This window comes from Actinoallomurus sp. NPDC050550, assembly GCF_040655075.1.
Classification (GTDB): Bacteria; Actinomycetota; Actinomycetes; order Streptosporangiales; family Streptosporangiaceae; genus Actinoallomurus.
Genome location: NZ_JBFAJC010000043.1, coordinates 21,358 through 38,972, shown reverse-complemented (window position 1 = coordinate 38,972; position 17,615 = coordinate 21,358). Strand labels below are relative to the sequence as shown.

The following is a 17,615-nucleotide window of genomic DNA, read 5'->3' as shown; positions in this document are numbered from 1 at the left end:
AACGTGTCCGCTCAGACGTCGGCGGAGAACCGCACGGCCGTCTCCGGAAGCTGCACGCCCGGCCACAGGCGCAGCCCGTCGCGCAGTTCGTTGCCCGAGCCGACCATCGCGCCGTCGCCGATCACGGCGTCCTCCACGACCGCGCCCGCGCAGATCCGCGCGCCCCGGCCCAGCACCGAGCGCGACACCCGCGCCCCGCGCTCCACGACGGCCCCGTCGAACAGCACGCTCGACTCCACCGTCGCGCCCGACTCGACCACGGCTCCGGCGCCGACGGTCGTGCCACCGGAGACGGCCGCCTCCGGGGCGACCGACGAGCCGTTGAGGAACAGCACGCCCCCGCCCGAGTGCACGGCCGGCGACTCCATCCGGCCGAGCACCAGGTCGCACGAGCCCTGCACGAAGGTCGCCGGCGTGCCGACGTCGAGCCAGTACGCACCCTCGACGTACCCCATGATCGTCTCGCCGGAGGCGAGCAACTGCGGGAATGTCTCGTATTCCACCGACACCACGCGGCCGGTGGGGATCGCGTCGATCGCCGAGCGGCGGAAGACGTAGCAGCCGGCGTTCACCTGGTTGGTCGGCGGCTTCGGGGACTTCTCCACGAACGCGATGACCTTGCCCTCGGAGGTCGTCGGCACCGCGCCGTACCGCCGGGCGTCGTCGACCAGAGTGAGGTGCATCGTGACGGCCGCGTCGGACTTCTCGTGCATCGCGACCTGGGACACCAGGTCGTGGCCGGACAGGATGTCGCCGTTGAGCACGACGACCGGGCTGTCGGCGTCGCAGGTCAGCTTCGACGCGGCGTTGCGGATCGCGCCGGCCGTGCCCAGCGGCTCGTCCTCGGTCACGTAGACCAGCTCCAGGCCGAACCGCGACCCGTCGCCGAACGCCTCGGTGAACATCGCGGCGCGATACGACGTGGCGAACACGATCCGGCGGATGCCCGCGGCGCTCGCCTTGCGCAGTTGATGCTCCAGCAGCGGCACCCCTGCCGTCGGCAGCAGCGGCTTCGGCGTCGAAATCGTCAGCGGCCGCAGCCGCGTGCCCTTACCCCCGACCAGCAGAATCGCTTCCAGGGTGCCCCTCCCTCATCGGTCCTGGCCAGTCACCCTACTGTTCGACGGCGCGCTGGTAGGCCGCCATGTGGGCCTCCGCGGACGCCGCCCAGGTGAAATCCCGGGAACGGGCGTGCGCCGCCTCGGCGAGTCGCCCCCGCCCCTCCGGGTCGTCGATCAGCGCGCGCAGCGCCGCAGCGATGCCGTCGGCATCGGGCTCGGTGTAGGCGACCGCGTCGCCACCCACCTCCGGCAGCGAGGCGCGGTGGGTCGTCAGCACGGTCGCGCCGCAGGCCATCGCCTCCAGGACCGGCAGGCCGAATCCCTCGCCCCGGCTCGGCAGGGCCGCGGTCAACGCCCCGCCGAAGAAGCCCGGCAGCGACGGCCACGGCAGGTAGCCCGGCCGGATCAGCCGCAGGCGGGACGGCACGTCGGCGAGCGCGGCGTCCAGCTCGTCGTCCCATCCCCCGCTGCCCGCCAGGACCAGCGCCGGCGGGCGCTCGAGGTCCGCCACGGCCTCCACCCAGCCGCGGATGAGATTGGGGGCGTTCTTGCGCGGCTCGAGCGCGCCGAGGAACGCGATGTAGGGGTACCCGTGCAGGCCGAGCCGGTCGGACAGGCGCCGCCGCTCCTCCTCGGTGGGCGGATGGAAGATCGTGTGGTCGACGCCGTGGTAGGCGACGTCGATCCGGGTCGGGTCGGCGCCCAGCAGCCGGACGATCTCGTCACGGGTCGCCTTCGACGGAACGATCACCCGGGTCGCGCGCCGCACCGCGGTGCGCGTCGCCGACTTGATGAACGTCGTCTTCAGCGGATTGTGCGCCTCGGGGTCGGTGAAGTAGGCCATGTCGTGCACGGTCACGACGATCGGCACGCCCGGGCGCAGCGGGATCGAGTAGTACGGCTCGTGGATGACCTGCGCGCCGACCTGCTGCGCGATGAACGGCAGGCTCGTCTGCTCCCAGGACAGGCGCGCCTGGCGGTGCGCGATGGCGGTCGGGCCGGCGACGACCCGCGCCTTCGGTGCCAGCTTTCCGTACCGCTCTTCATCCGACCGCTGACAGACGACGGCCAGATCGGCGTCCGCGCTGTGCAGCGCGCCGACCAGCCCGTCGACGTAGCGTCCGAGCGCGCCACGGTCGGCGGCCACGGCGGTCGCGTCGACAAGCACACGAGGCACCACGGTGTCGCCCCCTCCGTTAGGTGCCGATGCGGTCGGGATCACTCCCCGATCGGAAGCCTACGCCGATCGATCGTCGACAGGGGGATCTCAACCCTTCTTGCGCGCCTTGATCAGAACGATGCTGCCGCGGTCGTTGGGGCTCCGCTTGTCGGCGAGCGCGACCAGCGGCGTGAGCGGCGCTGCGGCGTTGAATCCCATCCGGCCGCCGTACGCCGACAGGGACAGGTAGAGACGCTCGGTCGCGCGGCTGCGGAACTGGTAGGAGTACTCGACGAGCTCCATGCCGCGGTCGCCCAGCAGCTCCCCGAGACTCTCATGCGTGTAGGTGTGCTGGACGTGGTACTTCGCGCAGTGCGCCTCGCGCAGCTTCGGCCACTCGCGCGAGCGGCTCAGCACGTCGGCGGACATGAACAGCTCGCCGCCGGGCTTGAGGATCCGCGACATCTCGTCCAGCGACTTGCCGCCGTCGTCGAAGTGCTCGATCGCGCACACCGACAGCAGGGCGTCGAAGCTGCCGTCGACGAAAGGCAGCCGCAGCGCGTCGCACTCGATCAGCGCCGGCGGGTGCTTCAGGGTCTGCCCGTACAGCATCTTGCCGCGCGCCAGGTCGATCGAGACCGCGTGCGCGCCGCGCTTGCGGGCCTGCCCGGCCCAGTAGCCGTCGCCGCCGGCCACGTCGAGGACCCGCTTGCCGCGCAGGTCGTCGCCCATCCACCGCAGCAGGGTCCCGGCCTCGCGGAAGCGGCACACGTGCACCTGATGGCCGACGAAGGCCTTCGCGTCATTGAGTTTCATCGGCCTCACTGTACGGCCCCTCCCGGAGTGCGTACCCGCTGATCACCGAGTGTTCACCAGTACGTACCGACTAGTCTGGCGAGGTGATCTCCCGCCTGCGAGCGAGCCGCCTCGCGCGCGTCGCCCTGGTCGTCGTCGCGCTGGGTTTCTGTGGTTACGGGCTGTTCTCCCGCTGGGACGACACCCGTCGCGCGGTCACCGAACTGTCCTGGCCGTACGTCGGCGCCGCGCTGCTGGCGGGGGTGCTCGGGCTCGGCGCGTGGATGCTCGCCTGGCGCCGCCTGCTGAGCGGCCTGGGCTCGCCGCTGCCGCTGCGGGCGGCGGTCCGCGTCTACTTCGTGTCGCAGCTCGGCAAGTACATCCCCGGGTCGGTGTGGGCGCTGGTCGCCCAGATGGAGCTCGCCAAGGAGCACCACGTGCCGCGCGAGCGCGGCGCGAGCGCCGGTGTGCTGTCCATGGCCACGACGATCGCCACGGGGTGCGCGGTCGCCACCGTGACGCTGCCGTTCACCTCGCCGGACGCGACGCGCCGCTACTGGTGGCTGCTCGTCCTCGCGCCGATCTTCCTGGCCATGCTGCATCCGCGCGTCTTGGCCTTCGCGCTGAACCGCGCCCTCCGGCTGGCCCGCCGACAGCCCCTCGCCCGCACCGCCGGGCTCGGCACGATGGCCGTCTCGGTCGCGTGGACGGCACTGGGCTGGCTGCTGTTCGGCGCGCACACCTGGCTGCTGGTGCGGGCGGCCGGCGGCCACGGCCTCTTCCTCGCCACGGGGGCGTACGCCCTGGCGTTCACCGCCGGGTTCATCATCGTCATCGCGCCCGGCGGCGTGGGCGTGCGGGAGGCCGCGCTGACCGTGACGCTCGGGCCCGTCCTGCCGGCGGCCGGCGCGCCCCTGGTCGTCGCGCTCGCCTCCCGCGTCGTCCTCACGGTCGCCGACCTGGCGTGGGCGGGCGCCGCCGTACTCCTCGGCACCCGCCACCCCGTCCTCGTCGAGGACGACGCCGAGCCGGTCGCCGGCCCGGTCGACTGACCCCCGACCCGCCCGGCCGGATCACCCCCTGGGCGGGCGCGGTCGACTAGCCTCTCCCCGCTGGAATATCGCCAGGTCCACCGGCCTTGTGTTCGGTGTTGACCGACGCCGCACGTGCGGCGTACCGGAAGGAGAGACAATGGCTCCCGTGGCCGAGCCCATCACCGTGACCGACGCGACGTTCGACCAGGATGTCCTGAAGAGCGACACGCCCGTCCTGGTCGACTTCTGGGCGACGTGGTGCGGCCCGTGCCGCATGATCGCGCCGGTCCTCGACGAGATCGCCTCCGAGTACGCGGGCAAGCTGAAGATCGCCAAGCTCGACTACGACAACAACCAGGCGACCCCGGGCAAGTACAACGTCATGGGGCTGCCGACCCTCCTGCTGTTCAAGGACGGCGAGGTCGTCGAGCAGATCACCGGCGCCAAGCCGAAGCGCGCCCTCCTCAAGGCGATCACCCCGCACATCGGGGCCTGACTACGCCGACCGCTCCTCGCCGCCGGCGCCGCTCCCGACGAGTGGCCCGGCCGTGAGGAGCTGCTCCAGATAGGCGGCCCAGTGCGGCTCGGAGTCGACGGGCCGCACGCCCGCCCGCAGCCGCGCCGGCTCGCCCGGCGTGTAGAACCGGCGCAGCGCGTCGGTGAGCGAGTCGACGTCGTCGGGCTCGCACAGCACGCCGTCGACGCCCTCGCGAACATGATCGGCGAGGGTGCCGGCGCGCGTCGCGATGACCGGGACGTCGTGCTCGTAGGCCATGAAGACGTTCTGGGAGGCCGTCGCGGTGCGGTAGGGCAGGACCAGGGCGTCCGCCCGGGCGAACAGCTCCGGCACCTCGGCGGCCGGGACGTAGCCGGGTCGCAGCTCCACCCGCTCCCCCAGCCCGAGCGAGGAGATCAGCGCGCGGGTCTCGTCGGCACCGCCCCAGAACTCCCCGGCGACGGTCAGCGCGACGTCGTCCACCCGTGCGAGCGCGCGCAGCAGCAGGTCCAGGCCCTTGTACGGCCGGACCATGCCGAAGAACAGCAGGCGGTTCCACGGGCCCTCCGGCGCGCCCGTGACGATGGGCGTCCCATGCGGGGGCGTCGGCAGGTGCGCGGGCAGCACCGCCGTGCGTACCGTGGTGCCGGGTGCCAGGTCACGGGCGAGCTGGGCCTGCTGCGCCGAATGCACCAGCGCGCCGTCGGCGCGCGTCAGCAGCCGCCGCATGAGCGGCACGTCGTACGGCTTGCGCTCGTGCGGCAGGACGTTGTGACACAACGCGATCACCTGCGGGCCCTTGCCGTCGCGGGAGCCGAGGCCCATCAGCATGCCGAGATAGGCCGGGACCTGCACGGGCGAGAGCACGACGAGGATCACGATGTCCTGGGAGCGCAGCCGGCGGCCGATGCGCAGCCAGCCGTCCGGGCGATACCAGGCCAGCGCGTGCCGGGTGCCGGGGAACGGCTCGCCCTCGGGCGTCGCGATCGTCTGCTCGCCGGGGTAGAGGAAGGAGGGGTACTGCGCCTTCCACGACTCCAGCGTGACGTCGTGCCCGGCGGCGGCCAGCCGGTGCGCCAGTTCGGTGGTGTGGTGCGCGCCGCCGCCCTTGTACGGGAACGCGGGACCGATGATCGCGATCTTCACGGTCGGCCCCGCCTCCCCGTCACGTCGCTCCGGCTCACGTGTCTCCCCGCGATCGCACGATCAGGTCCGCCAGCAACGCCATCGACGCGATGATCAACCCGGTCACGAAGATCAGCACAGTGTTGATCGCGAACCGCAGCGGGTGCAGGACCATGTCCAGGACGCCCTTGGCCACGCCCAGCCCCAGCAGCCACAGCGCGAGCGGCATCAGAACCTTCAGCGGGTTGAAGTACATCACCATCCGCAGCACCTGCAGGATGTAGCGGTAGGCGTCATGCACGAAGTGGAACTTCGAGCTGCCGGCCCGCTTGGAATAGTCGATCGGCACGTAGCGGACGTCGTGCTGGTTCGACAGGAACGCCAGCGTGATCGTCGTGACGCAGGAGAACCCGGGCGGCAACAACTTGAGGTACGGCTCGGCGACGTCCTTGCGGAACGCCCGCAGACCGGAGTTCAAGTCGGGGATCTTCTGCCCGGCGAGCACCTCGGCCGTCTTGCGGATGAACCACTTGGCCGGCACCCGCAGGAACTTGTGGGTGCCCTCCTCGGTGGTGCGGGCGCCGACGACCTGATCCACCGTCGGGTCCTGGTCGAGGACGTCGACCAGCTCCGGGATCCGCTCATTCGGGTAGGTCATGTCGGCGTCGGTCCACACGACGATGTCGCCCCGGGCCTGCTGGGAGCCGATCCGCCGCACGGTGCCCGACCCGCCGTTGCGGTGGAACGGCACCACCTGCATGTTGGGGTAGTGCGGCGCGGCCTCCTCGAGGCGGGCCAGTGTCTGGTCGGTCGAGCAGTCGTCGACGGCCAGCAGCTCGTACGTGTGTCCGCTGGCGTCCATCGCCTTGCAGATGCGCTCGACCTCGTCGATGACGTGGTCCTGCTCGTTGTAGCACGGCAGGACGATCGTCACATGGGGCGTGTTAGTCACGCCCGGCGAGGATAGTCGCCCAGTCCGATCCACGGTTCTTAGCGTACGCACTGTTCACCCTCTGTACATGGGATCGCTCATCCAGGCGTTGATCGTGAGCGACCACGTACCCTGCGGAGCCGTCACCAGCGTGCTCGCGTCGCGACGGGTGTGGATGTGGAAGACCCGGCGGGCCGGCCCGTACGGCGACACGTCGGACCCGTCGGCGCCGAGCAGAACCGGTCGGCGGCCCGCCGCGACGACCTTCCGGACGACCCGCATCACGTCCTCGTTCGGCGCGGTCTTGAAGCCGGGGAGGACGCGCACGCGCGCGGCGGGCGTGTGACACATCCCACGGATCAGCTGGGTGAACCGGTCGCCGGTGACGCGTTCGATGATGAGGACGGAGGCGTTCGGGCCGATGGCGTCGCACATCGCGCGGGCCTGGGAGACCTCGCGCTCCTCGGTCCGCGTGAACGTCATCGGCGCCGAGGCGATCGCCGTCGGCACCATGATGAGGAGCGCACCCACCGTAGCGAGAGCCACCCCCAACCAACCGACCCCGACCGACCTCCCGGCCCAGAGCAGACGCCCGGGGCGGAGCCTCCGCACGCGGCGCGCCGTCCAGGCGACGGCCCACAGCGCGAACAGCAGCAGGCCCGGGATGACCATCCCGATCAGGCGGCGGCTCGCCCACGGCTGGTCCGGGGTGATGCCCGGCCGCCAGAGGGTCGCCAGGGTGGTCCAGACGATGAGGGCGTACGGCAGCAGCCAGTCGGTACGGCGCCGGCGCAGGAGGCCGCGCAGGACCAGGGCGAGGCCCACTGCGGCCAGCAGGACGGCGGGAACGCCGATGTACCACGCCACCCAGTGCAGGCTCAGCTCGTTGTACTGCCGGTTCGGATCGAGCTGAAGGTGCTCGGTCCGCTGCAGCGCGGCGATGAAGGACGCGTTGACCCGGTCGTCGGTGTTGTTCGGCACCCGCCGGACGATCTGGAACATCGGGCGGGCGGCGAAGAAGGCCAGCGCCGCGAAGGTCGCGGGGACGGCCAGGTCCGGCAGCCGGAAGCGGGTGAGGTCCGGCAGCCCCCAGCGGCGGATCGCCAGGCTGGCGAGAGCGGTGGCGACGACCACCGCCGCCGCGATGTACACGAGCGGGCGCAGCGACGCGCCGAGGTAGTGCAGGTACGGCCGGGACAAGACGACGGCCTCGAGGAGGCCCGCGCCGACGCCGACCGTCAGCCCCGCCAGCAGCGGCAGGCCGGCGCGCCGCCGCAGCGCCAGCAGCAGCCCCGCGAAGGCGAGCACCGGCAGTACGTCGCGGATGCCGTCGATGCGCACGAGGATCACCAGGCCGAGCGCCAGCCCGCCGATCAGCGCCGGCAGGCGGCGGCCCGACCGGAGGGCGTCGAGCGTGAGGGCCAGGCCGCCGAACATCAAGATGAGGGCGCCGGTCTCGCTGTAGATCGACCGGGAGACCATCATCATCGGCCAGGTGAGCCCGAGCGCCAGCGCGGCGACGGGCGCCCACCGGGGGCCGATGAGGCGGGCCGCCACGCCCGCGAACGAGATGAGGGCCAGCGCGCCGATCAGCGGCATCATCGCCAGCGTCGCGTACGGGCCGCCGAGCCAGCCGCCCGGCGTCACGATCAGCGGCATCCCGGCCATGAACTGCGGCACGAGGACGCCGCCGCGCTGGTAGAACGCCGGGCTGCCGTACGTCAGCGCGCCGTCCCCGCCGCCGAACGCCCAGCGCATCTGCGGGATCGGCAGGGATCCGTGGCCCTCCAGCCAGGTCGCGAAGTTGAAGTACGACGCCGGGTCCCGGCGGACGACGATCTGCTGCGAGCACATCACGAGCTGCAGTGCGCCGAACGCCACCGCGACCACGAGGACGCCCACCAATGGCCACCAGGAGAACCGGCCCGGGGTCCGGCCGGCCGGCCGGACCGCCCGCAGGCCGAAGGTCAGCGCGGCCCCCGCGACCACGGCGAACAGCGGGATCGCGGTCCACGGCCGGAACACCCCTGCCATCAGCAGCGGCAGCCCGACCACCAGCCAGGAGACCAGGAGGAGGACCGGGGCGACGGTGAGGCGTGCGAGAAGGAGGTCCGCCCGGGATGCCCCGGGCCCCCCGTCGATGTCGTCCATCGAGTCCGGAGAGTAACGGTCGCGCGAGCCGGGAGCCCGGGTGGCCGTAATCTTCACTTTCATGTCACATCCCGTTGAGCTCCTGCGCGGGGCGCTGGCCGCCGATCCGTCCCGTCCGCTCGTCACCTTCTACGACGACGCCACCGGTGAGCGTGTCGAATTGTCTGTCAAGACGTTCGACAACTGGGTGGCCAAGACCGCGAACCTGCTGGTCGACGGGCTCGCTGCGGTACCGTCCGGACGAGTGGCCCTCGCCCTTCCGGGGCATTGGCAGACCGCCGTCTGGCTGTTCGCGTGCTGGTCGGCCGGGCTGACGGTGGTGCCGGTCGGCGACGGCGCCATCCCGGGCGACGCCGACATCGTAGCGGCGGGGCCCTCTCGGCTGGCCGAAGCGGCCGACACGACCGCTGACGTGGTCGGTTTGTCGCTGCATGCGCTCGGCGCGCCGCTGGCGGACTGCCCGCCGGGCGTCACCGACTACGCCGTAGAGGTCCGGGCGTACGGCGACCGCTTCTCAGGGGGCGTCCTCGACCCGGACGCGCCGGCGGTGGAGTTCGCCGACCGGACCCTGACCGGGCCGGAACTCGTGGCCGAGGCCCGGGCGTTGGGCACGCCGGAGAGTGCTCGGGTGCTCACTACTGTGGGCTTCGACACACCTCAAGGAATCCTTAGAGGTTTGCTCGGCCCCTTGACCTCCGACGGATCAGTAATAATCTGCCAAAACCTCGACAGATCAAGCTTGGAACGCCGAATCGCCGTAGAACATGTGACTTCCGTGATCTGACCGGATCGACCGTTCCGCGCCCTACCCCTAGCCTATGAGGCCGATGATCAGCTACGAGTACCTCGACCAGGACTACACGTCCGGTACCCCGCCGAAGCGGGGGATGTGGTGGCGCGTCATCGGCTGGGCGTCGATCGCGATGGCGGTCGTCCTCGTCGGCACGAGTCTCGCGGCCTACGCGGCGTACCGGAAACTCGAGGGCAACATCAAGCACGAGGACGTCGCCGCCCAGCTGGGCGGCAAGCGGCCGCCGAAGCTGAACAAGTCCCTCAACGTGCTGCTCATCGGCTCGGACCAGCGGAACGGCGCGAACGCCAAGTACGGCCGGGACGTCGGCGAACGCTCCGACACGATGATCCTGCTGCATCTGTCGCCGGGCGGCGGAAAGGCCCTCGGCATCAGCTTCCCGCGTGACTCGATGGTGCAACTGCCGCAGTGCAAGTCGACCAGCGGTCACACGATCCCGGCGCACCTGGGAATGATCAACGAGTCGTTCAACAACGGCGGCGCCGGCTGCACGTGGCACACGATCGAGACGCTGACCGGCATCCGCATCGATCATTTTGTCAAGGTCGACTTCTCGGGGTTCAAGCGGGTCGTCGACGCGCTCGACGGCGTGCAGATCTGCCTGCCCAAGCGCGTCGCCGACAAGTCGAGCAAGCTGTACCTGGGCGCCGGGCGGCACATCGTCAAGGGCGAGCAGGCCCTGGCGTACGTCCGCATGCGGCACGGCCTCGGTGACGGATCGGACACCGGCCGCATCAAGCGCCAGCAGAAGTTCCTCGGCGCCGTCGTGAAGAAGGCCACGAGCAACGGCACGCTGACCAACCCGTCGAAGCTGCTGAGCTTCCTCGACGCCATGACGAAGTCCGTCACCACCGACAAGGACTTCACGGTCGACGAGATGAAGAAGGTCGCCGGCAGCGTGCAGGGCATGTCGGCCGGCAAGGTGCAGTTCATCACCGTGCCGTGGGGGCTCTACCCCCCCGACCCGAACCGCCTCGCCTGGAAGCAGCCGGACGCGAACAACCTGTTCTCCGCGATCCGCAACGACAACAAGGTGCAGGCCGAGACGCCGGTCAAGAAGGTAAAGCTCCAGCCGTCGCAGGTGAAGGTCCGGGTGCTCAACGCCACGACGACTCCCGGTCTGGCCGGGCGGGCCGGCGACCAGCTCACCCAGCGCGGGTACCAGGTCGGGAAGGTCGGCACTTTCACCGGCACGAAGCCGAGCCAGACGGAGTTGCTCTACGGCGCCGGCGCCGACCAGCAGGCCGCCGCGCTCGCCCAGGTGGTCCCGGGCGCCAAGCCCGTAGCCGGGCAGGACACCCCGGCCGGGACCGTGGACCTCGTCCTGGGACCCGACTGGCAGGGCCTGAAGAGCGCGGGGTCGTCGAACATTCCCGCCTCGACCTCGGCCGGCGCGGTGAACGCCGCGGCGGACCCCTGCGCGGACAAGTCGTAGACGCGCTGTAGCTGAGAGCCCGCTGAGAGTTCGGGCGTCGCCCTGCATGTGCCGCTGACTGTCTGTATGGTCGATTCTCGACCCGGACGGCCAGCCCCACATCTCTGGAATCGATGACCACACCCATCACGCACTCCGCCGAAGGCCCGCAGGGCCCCGTAACGACCCCTGATCTGCCGGTCGTACGCGACGAGACCCCGCCTCCGCCGCGCCGCCGGCGGGATCCGTTCTTCGACAACGCGAAGTTCCTCGCGATCGTGCTGGTCGTCGCCGGCCACTCGATCGTGGACCTGCGCGACGTTCGCGTCGCGCACGCGCTCTACCTGTTCGTCTACACGTTCCACATGCCGGTGTTCATCGTGATCACCGGCTACTTCTCCCGGAACTTCACGTTCTCCGGAGGCAAGGCCCGCAAGCTGATCACCAACCTGGGCGTGCCTTACGTCGTCTTCGAGACGGCGTACTCCACGTACCACTGGGCGGTCGGCAACTCGAGCTTCGAGATCAGCCTGCTCGACCCGTACTACCTGACCTGGTTCCTGATGGCGCTGTTCCTGTGGCGTCTGTCCACGCCGGTCTGGCAGCAGATCCGGTGGCCGGTCGCGGTCGCCGTGGGCGTCTCCGTGCTCGCGGGCATGAGCGACCTGCCGGACGACCTGGAGATGAACCGCGTGTTCGGCCTGGTGCCGTTCTACGTCCTGGGTCTGATGCTCAAGCCGGAGCACTTCGAGCTGCTGAAGCAGCGGAAGGCGCGGGTGCTCGGCGCGCTGACGCTCGTCGTCGGCTTCGCGTTCGTCCTCTTCGTCGCGGACCGGCGCATGACCACCGAGTGGGTGTACTGGCGCAGCGGCAACGCCGTCATGCACGTCGACAACCTCACCGGCTCGGCCATGCGGCTCGGGCTCATGACCGCGGCGACCGTCCTGGTGGCGGCGTTCCTGTCACTTGTGCCGACCCGCGAGACGTGGTTCACCGGCCTGGGCGGCGCGACGCTGTACGCCTACCTGCTCCACGGCTTCTTCACGAAGGGGATGGAGTACATGGGCTGGTACGACGCGGCGTTCCTGCACACCATCCCGGGCGTACTGGGGACCGCGGCGGCCGGCGCGGTGCTGGCGACGCTGCTCTGCACCCCGCCGGTCCGCAAGGTCATGCACTGGGCGCTTGAGCCGGATATGTCGTGGGCGTTCGTGCCGCTACGGCGTCCGCAGAAGGCCTGAGCAGCTCCACCCACCGCTCGGCGACGAGATCGAGGGCGTAGGACCGCGCGAGCTCCGCGTGGCCCCGCGCCCTCTCGTCGTTCCAGCGCCCCTCCGCGACGATCGCGGCGATGCCCCGGGCCATCGCGGACGGCGACTCGTGGATCCAGCGCCGGTCGTAGATCGTGTCCGCGCCCGGCCAGCCGAGCAGCGCGGGGACGGCCCCGGACGCCATGCCCTCGGCGGGCGCCAGGTGGAAGCTCTCGTCGTCGCTGGTGGACAGCACGAAGCCGATGCGGCGCAGCCACGCGGCGACGTCCGGCCCGGACGGGTCGAAGACGACCGAACGCGCCAGCAGCGGCGAGCGCCGGATCCGCCGGAACAGCCCCTCGTACGCCTCGCGCTCCTCGCTGCGGTTCCAGATCCAGGGCAGATCCCAGGGCAGCTTCGACTTGACGAACAGCGTGAACCGCGGGTCCTCCCGCCGCAGCTCCTCCAGGGCGTCCACGGCCAGGTCGAGGCGCTTGCGCCACGGCGCGATGCCGATCATCCCGAGGTGGAACCGCGCGCCCGGGAGCTTGGCCCGGTCGAACTGCGCCACGTCCACCCAGTTGGGGATCACGATGATCTTCTCGGCCGGCCAGCCGGTCATCTTGCGGGTCAGCTCCGCGTACGACGGGCTCACGCAGACGACCTGGTCGATCAGATCGATGTCCAGCCGACCCGGCCACGCGCCGTACAGCTCGAAGCGGTGCAGCCGCACGATGAGCCGCTGGTCCGGGCGGCCGTGCTTCTTGCGCCACTCGGTGTACCAGACGGCGTTCGGCCCGCACCACTCACAGATCATGACGTCGGCCCACTCGGCCAGCTCGGCGCTGACCTTCGGGTCGTGGGTGCCGAGGGCGGGCCAGCGGTCGACGCGCACCTCGACGTCCGGGATCGAGCCGAAGTGGTCGAGCAGCCGCGTGAAGAACTTCAGGTCGTGCCCCGCGACGACGACGCGCGTCGGGCGCTCGGACCCCTCGCGCAGCGGCGGCGGGAACGCCTGCCCCAGGTACGTGCGGAGCCGGCCGGCCGCCGCGTCGAGTGAGAACGCCTTCGCGGCGTCCAGGCACCGGCAGCGGGCCAGCGCGTAGACCTCCGGGTCGGTCACCTCCGCCAGCACGTCGACGACGTCGTCCTCGGTCGCGGCGAACAGCGGGTAGTCGGCGCCGAGGAGGTTCTCGTGCATCGGCGTGCGGTTGAGGACCACCGGCAGGCCGAGCGCGCCCATCTCCAGGACCTTGGTGGACAGCTCCAGGCTGGCGTCGAGCTCCGGGTGGCGCCAGGAGAGCCCGATGTCGCATCCGGCCGACACGCGCATGGCCTCGGCGCGCGGGTGGCCGCCGTGCCACGTCAGGCCGGGCGTCGACTCCAGGGCCACGCGCATGCGGCGGGAGAAGCCGGGGTCCTTCTTGTCGTGGTGGATCTTGTCGCCGATCATGTGGAGCTCGGCGTCGATCCGGCGGGCGGCCAGGCGGCGCGGCAGCGCGGTCATCTCGTAGGTGTTCCAGCGCGGCGCGAACTTGCCCGTGTAGACGAGCTTCAGCGGCCGGTGGGGCGTCTTTTCCGCGGCCGGCTCGAGGCCCTCGGGCAGCGCGACGACCGGCGGGAACAGCACGCACTTGCCCGCCGCCTTGTGCAGCACGCCCTCCAGGTGGCAGCGCAGCTCCTCGGTCTGGCAGAGCAGGAACCGCGACGCCTTGGCGACCGCCGCCAGCTCGCCGCGCGTCTTCCCGTCCAGCTCGGCGACGGTCTGCGGCACGTCGGTGAGGTACGTCCACAGCCGCCCGGCCAGGGGCGTCGCGGTCAGGCGTACGGCGAGCCGCTTGCCGCGCACCACCACCAGGTCGTACGACTCCTCGGCGTCGAGCTCGGTGAGCAGGCCCGCGGCCTCCTCGACGGTCAGCGAGGTGGTCGCGTCCTCGGGCCGGCGCCGCACGGTCACTCCGGACAGCCGCTCGAGCGGGTCGACGAGGCGTCCGGTCTTCACCGGGGCCTTGAGGACCAACGTCACCTCGACGCCGGCGACCTGCAGCGCCTGCACCATCCCCTGGGCCCAGATCGCCGACCCGTCGATGAGGTTCAGATCGACGTCGCCGTAAACGAGAGCGCGCACGCGTTCTCCTTCTCGCAGGGTCATGAGAGATCTTCGATGCCGAACCGCGTGCACAGGCCCGGCAGCGCCTCGGCGATCGGCGTGCCGGGCGGCACGGTGGCGTCCCAGCCGAATCCGGCGATCGCCGGGGCGGTACCGGCCAGCACGACGGGACGGCCCCGGTCGCGGGCCACGCCCAGCAACGCGAGCAGCGCCCGGTCCCGGTCGGGCACGCCCGGGACGCCCAGGTACGCCCACGGCCCGCCGGGCTCCCCGGCGGCCGCGTCCACGATCACCATGTCGACGTCGGTCGTGTCGAGGACCAGGGCGGCGTCGTGCGGCATCAGCGGCACGACGTGCGCGACCTCCTCCAGGGCCTCGGTCGCGGCCGGGCCCAGCACACCGGCGACCACGAGACCCGTCGCGGGCGCCGCGGCGATCAGCCGGTCCTCGTCGCGCGCGGTGAACATCGGCCGTTCGCGCGCGTCGACGGACGTGACGACGTTCGGCGCGCCCCGGTGCCGCCACATGCGGTACAGCTCGCGCGGCAGCTGGACGACGCCCTTGCCGGGGCTGCGGGCGGCGTCGGTGACGGCCCGCCCCACCTTGAGGGAGGTCGAGCCCTCCAGGGCCGCGACCCGCGCCTCAAGGATCTGGACGCGGGCCTCGCGGTCGGCCAGAGCCGCCTTCAGCCGGGCAACCTGCCGGTCAGCCACCGAGATATCCCTCCACGACGCGGGCGATACGCGGTCCGGCGTGGCCGTCCCACAGCGGCGGGTGCTCCTGCTCGCCGCGCCCCGCGGCCAGGGCCTCGGCGACCGCCGGGACCACGTCGTCGGCGGTGACGAGCCGGTTGGTGCCGTGCGTGATCGTGATCGGCCGCTCGGTGTTGGGCCGGAGGGTGAGGCACGGCACGCCGAGGATCGTCGTCTCCTCCTGCACGCCGCCGGAGTCGGTGACGACGGCCGCCGCGCCGCGTACGGCCGCGACGAACTCCACGTAGCCGAGCGGCTCGAGCAGGCGCACGCGCGGGTGGGCGTCCAGCCCGGCCTCGGTGAGCACCTTCCGGCCGCGCGGGTGCACCGGCATGACGACGTCCACCAGCTCGGCGATCTCGTGCAGCCGCTTGACCAGCCCGGCCGCGACCGCCGGGTCGTCGACGTTCGCGGGCCGGTGCAGGGTCGCGACGACGTACCGCTCGGGCAGGTCGTACGACCGCCGCACGGCCTCGGTGTCGAACTTGTCCAGGTGGGCGAGCAGCGTGTCGATCATCGGGTTGCCCACGAAGTGGACCCGGTCCACCGCGACCCCTTCGGCGGCGAGGTGGCCGACGGCCTCCGGGCTGGTGACGAAGCACAGGTTCGACAGCTGGTCGACGAGCCGGCGGTTGACCTCCTCCGGCATGGTCATGTCGAAGCTGCGCAGTCCCGCCTCCACGTGGGCGACCGGGATGTGGAGCTTGGCGGCGACGAGCGCGGCGGCGATGGTGGAGTTCACGTCGCCGTACACCATGACGAGCTCGGGTGAACGCTCGGTGAACTCCTTCTCCAGCGCCACCATGATCGCGGCCGTCTGTACGGCGTGGCTCCCGGAGCCGACCTCCAGGTTCACGTCGGGCTCGGGCAGGCCCAACTCCCGGAAGAACACCTCCGACATGCGCTCGTCGTAGTGCTGACCCGTGTGGATCACCCGCTGCTCGCGTCCCGTCTCGGACAGCGCGGCGATCACCGGTGCCGCCTTGACGAAGTTCGGCCGGGCACCGAGGACATGCGCGATCACTGTTGCGTTTCCCTTTCGTTCACGGACGATCCCTAACCTCGCCCGCCATGCAGGTGGCCAAGATGATCTATTTCTGGACGGTGCTGGCGTGGCGGCACGCCCGTGCCGATCCACGACGGGCGGTCCGGCTGGCCGTACGGCTGGCTCTTCGCGTGGCGCCCGCCGGAATTCGCGCGCGGTACCGCGCGCTGGCCGCACCGGCCCCGCAGCGCCAGGACCGCGAGACCGAGGACCTGCGCGCGCTGCTGGCCGACGCGGCAGAGGCGCGGCCTCAGGCCGCGCGTCCCGGCACCAGCGGGAACACGGTGTTGCACCTGGTCACGAACGCGCTGCCGCGCACGCAGGCCGGGTACACCGTGCGGACGCACCGGATCGTGTCCGCCCAGCGCGAGCTGGGCCTGGACCCGCACGTCGTGACCCGGCTCGGGTACCCGCTGACGCAGGGCATCCGGGACGCGCGGGCGACGTGCGAGGTCGACGGGATCCCCTACCACCGGCTGCTCCCCTGGCTGCCGCCGACGGGACCCGTACAGGAAGTGCGCAAGGCCGCCGACCTGGCCGGACGCCTCGTCGAAGAGCTGCGGCCGACCGTGCTGCACGCGGCCAGCAACCACCTCAACGCGGCCGTCGCGCTGGAACTGCGGCGCAGGTACGGCCTGCCCGTGGTCTACGAGGTCCGCGGCTTCCTGGAGGACTCCTGGCTGTCGCGCGACCCGGCGCGGTCGACGGAGGATGAGTTCTACCGGCTCTCCCGGGAGCTCGAGACCGCCCGGATGCGCGACGCCGACCTGGTCGTGACGCTCGGCGAGGCGATGCGCGCCGAGATCCAGGGACGCGGCGGCGTCGGCGACGTGCTCGTCGTGCCCAACGCCGTGGACGACGGCTTCCTGCAGCCCCTGCCGGACGGCGGGAAGCTGCGCGCCGACCTCGGCATCGCCAAGGACGACGTCGTCGTGGGCCTGACCTCGACGTTCTACGGCTTCGAGGGCATCGACACGCTCATCGAGGCGGCGGCGCTGCGGCGCGACTTCACGCTCCTGCTCGTCGGCGACGGCCCCGAGCGGCCGGCGCTCGAGCGCCGCGCCGCCGAGCTCAAGGTCCCGGCGATCTTCACTGGCCGGGTGCCGGTCGATCAGGTACGTCGGTATCACGCAGTCCTCGATGTTTTCGCGGTCCCGCGAAGGGCGGACCGGGTGTGCCAGTTGGTGACTCCGCTGAAACCGCTGGAGGCGATGGCAGGGGGACTCCCAGTAATAGCAAGTGATGTCAAGGCGATTCGCGAAATCATCGAACCAGGCGTGACCGGCACGTTAACTCTTCCGGAAGACGCGGAAGCCTGGGCGAATTGCCTCGACCAGCTGATTTACAGTCCAAAGCTACGCGGCGAAATCGGACACGCGGCCCGAGAATGGGTCGCGGCGAACCGCACCTGGCGGGCCGTCACCGCCCGCTGTCTCGGCGCCTACCGTGACATCGCCTCCGCAGCATCGTGAAGGGAGCCA

General features: G+C 71.2%; 15 protein-coding genes. 6 read left to right on the top strand and 9 right to left on the bottom strand.

Annotated elements, in window-relative coordinates; genetic code table 11:
* Positions 1–11: 11 nt before the first annotated feature.
* From AB0I04_RS40010 to AB0I04_RS40000, 3 genes are all read right to left on the bottom strand, one after another.
* A complete protein-coding gene (locus AB0I04_RS40010; protein WP_360897350.1) occupies positions 12–1,064 on the bottom strand; it encodes an NDP-sugar synthase in 1,053 nt (350 codons plus the stop codon).
* Between the two features lie 49 nt (positions 1,065–1,113).
* Complete coding sequence (locus AB0I04_RS40005) at positions 1,114–2,241, bottom strand: glycosyltransferase family 1 protein (protein WP_360897249.1); 1,128 nt, start codon at positions 2,239–2,241, stop codon at positions 1,114–1,116.
* Between the two features lie 87 nt (positions 2,242–2,328).
* Complete coding sequence (locus tag AB0I04_RS40000) at positions 2,329–3,036, bottom strand: class I SAM-dependent methyltransferase (RefSeq protein WP_360897247.1); 708 nt, start codon at positions 3,034–3,036, stop codon at positions 2,329–2,331.
* Positions 3,037–3,119: 83 nt separating this feature from the next.
* Here AB0I04_RS40000 and AB0I04_RS39995 point away from each other — a divergent pair, with 83 nt between their 5' ends.
* The gene (locus AB0I04_RS39995) at positions 3,120–4,067 is read left to right on the top strand and encodes a lysylphosphatidylglycerol synthase transmembrane domain-containing protein (protein WP_360897245.1); all 948 of its coding nucleotides are present in this window, start codon (positions 3,120–3,122) and stop codon (positions 4,065–4,067) included.
* A gap of 148 nt (positions 4,068–4,215) precedes the next feature.
* Positions 4,216–4,545, top strand: a complete 330-nt coding sequence (trxA, locus tag AB0I04_RS39990) for a thioredoxin (protein ID WP_345440502.1) — start codon at positions 4,216–4,218, stop codon at positions 4,543–4,545.
* Here trxA and AB0I04_RS39985 read toward each other — a convergent pair whose 3' ends face one another.
* Genes AB0I04_RS39985 through AB0I04_RS39975 form a run of 3 tightly spaced genes read right to left on the bottom strand, consistent with a single transcriptional unit; the run spans position 4,546 to position 8,815 of the window.
* A complete protein-coding gene (locus tag AB0I04_RS39985) occupies positions 4,546–5,691 on the bottom strand; it encodes a glycosyltransferase family 4 protein (protein WP_360897243.1) in 1,146 nt (381 codons plus the stop codon). It abuts the gene before it with no gap.
* 34 nt (positions 5,692–5,725) lie between these two features.
* Positions 5,726–6,622 (bottom strand): glycosyltransferase family 2 protein, encoded by an 897-nt coding sequence (locus tag AB0I04_RS39980; protein ID WP_360897241.1) that lies wholly within the window; start codon positions 6,620–6,622, stop codon positions 5,726–5,728.
* 54 nt (positions 6,623–6,676) lie between these two features.
* Positions 6,677–8,815: a hypothetical protein gene (locus tag AB0I04_RS39975; RefSeq protein ID WP_360897239.1), complete on the bottom strand. Its 2,139-nt coding sequence runs from the start codon at positions 8,813–8,815 to the stop codon at positions 6,677–6,679.
* Here AB0I04_RS39975 and AB0I04_RS39970 point away from each other — a divergent pair.
* The 3 genes from AB0I04_RS39970 (at position 8,814) to AB0I04_RS39960 (ending at position 12,218) form a co-directional block, all read left to right on the top strand.
* Positions 8,814–9,536, top strand: coding sequence for a TIGR03089 family protein (locus AB0I04_RS39970; RefSeq protein WP_360897237.1), 723 nt, complete (start codon positions 8,814–8,816; stop codon positions 9,534–9,536). The genes AB0I04_RS39975 and AB0I04_RS39970 overlap by 2 nt on opposite strands.
* 43 nt (positions 9,537–9,579) lie before the next feature.
* Positions 9,580–10,998 (top strand): LCP family protein, encoded by a 1,419-nt coding sequence (locus AB0I04_RS39965; RefSeq protein ID WP_360897235.1) that lies wholly within the window; start codon positions 9,580–9,582, stop codon positions 10,996–10,998.
* A gap of 113 nt (positions 10,999–11,111) precedes the next feature.
* Positions 11,112–12,218: an acyltransferase family protein gene (locus AB0I04_RS39960; RefSeq protein ID WP_360897233.1), complete on the top strand. Its 1,107-nt coding sequence runs from the start codon at positions 11,112–11,114 to the stop codon at positions 12,216–12,218.
* Here AB0I04_RS39960 and AB0I04_RS39955 read toward each other — a convergent pair.
* The 3 genes from AB0I04_RS39955 to wecB are packed head-to-tail and all read right to left on the bottom strand — an operon-like array spanning position 12,148 to position 16,110.
* On the bottom strand, positions 12,148–14,379 hold the full coding sequence (locus AB0I04_RS39955; RefSeq protein ID WP_360897231.1) for a glycosyltransferase: 2,232 nt from the start codon (positions 14,377–14,379) through the stop codon (positions 12,148–12,150). The genes AB0I04_RS39960 and AB0I04_RS39955 overlap by 71 nt on opposite strands.
* The gene (locus tag AB0I04_RS39950; protein WP_360897229.1) at positions 14,376–15,050 is read right to left on the bottom strand and encodes a hypothetical protein; all 675 of its coding nucleotides are present in this window, start codon (positions 15,048–15,050) and stop codon (positions 14,376–14,378) included. The genes AB0I04_RS39955 and AB0I04_RS39950 overlap by 4 nt, the downstream gene beginning before the upstream one ends.
* Positions 15,043–16,110, bottom strand: a complete 1,068-nt coding sequence (gene wecB / locus AB0I04_RS39945; RefSeq protein WP_360897348.1) for a UDP-N-acetylglucosamine 2-epimerase (non-hydrolyzing) — start codon at positions 16,108–16,110, stop codon at positions 15,043–15,045. The genes AB0I04_RS39950 and wecB overlap by 8 nt, the downstream gene beginning before the upstream one ends.
* Before the next feature lie 50 nt (positions 16,111–16,160).
* On the opposite strand from wecB, the gene AB0I04_RS39940 reads away from it, so the two are divergent.
* Complete coding sequence (locus AB0I04_RS39940) at positions 16,161–17,606, top strand: glycosyltransferase family 4 protein (RefSeq protein WP_360897227.1); 1,446 nt, start codon at positions 16,161–16,163, stop codon at positions 17,604–17,606.
* Positions 17,607–17,615: the final 9 nt, after the last annotated feature.

Bases quoted from the DNA above. Each gene is read 5' to 3' on its own strand.
- AB0I04_RS39970 (WP_360897237.1), top strand. From the start codon at position 8,814: ATGTCACATCCCGTTGAGCTCCTGCGCGGGGCGCTGGCCGCCGATCCG.
- AB0I04_RS39955 (WP_360897231.1), bottom strand. From the start codon at position 14,379: ATGACCCTGCGAGAAGGAGAACGCGTGCGCGCTCTCGTTTACGGCGAC.
- AB0I04_RS40000 (WP_360897247.1), bottom strand. From the start codon at position 3,036: ATGAAACTCAATGACGCGAAGGCCTTCGTCGGCCATCAGGTGCACGTG.
- AB0I04_RS39975 (WP_360897239.1), bottom strand. From the start codon at position 8,815: ATGAAAGTGAAGATTACGGCCACCCGGGCTCCCGGCTCGCGCGACCGT.
- AB0I04_RS39940 (WP_360897227.1), top strand. From the start codon at position 16,161: ATGCAGGTGGCCAAGATGATCTATTTCTGGACGGTGCTGGCGTGGCGG.
- AB0I04_RS39960 (WP_360897233.1), top strand. From the start codon at position 11,112: ATGACCACACCCATCACGCACTCCGCCGAAGGCCCGCAGGGCCCCGTA.
- AB0I04_RS39965 (WP_360897235.1), top strand. From the start codon at position 9,580: ATGATCAGCTACGAGTACCTCGACCAGGACTACACGTCCGGTACCCCG.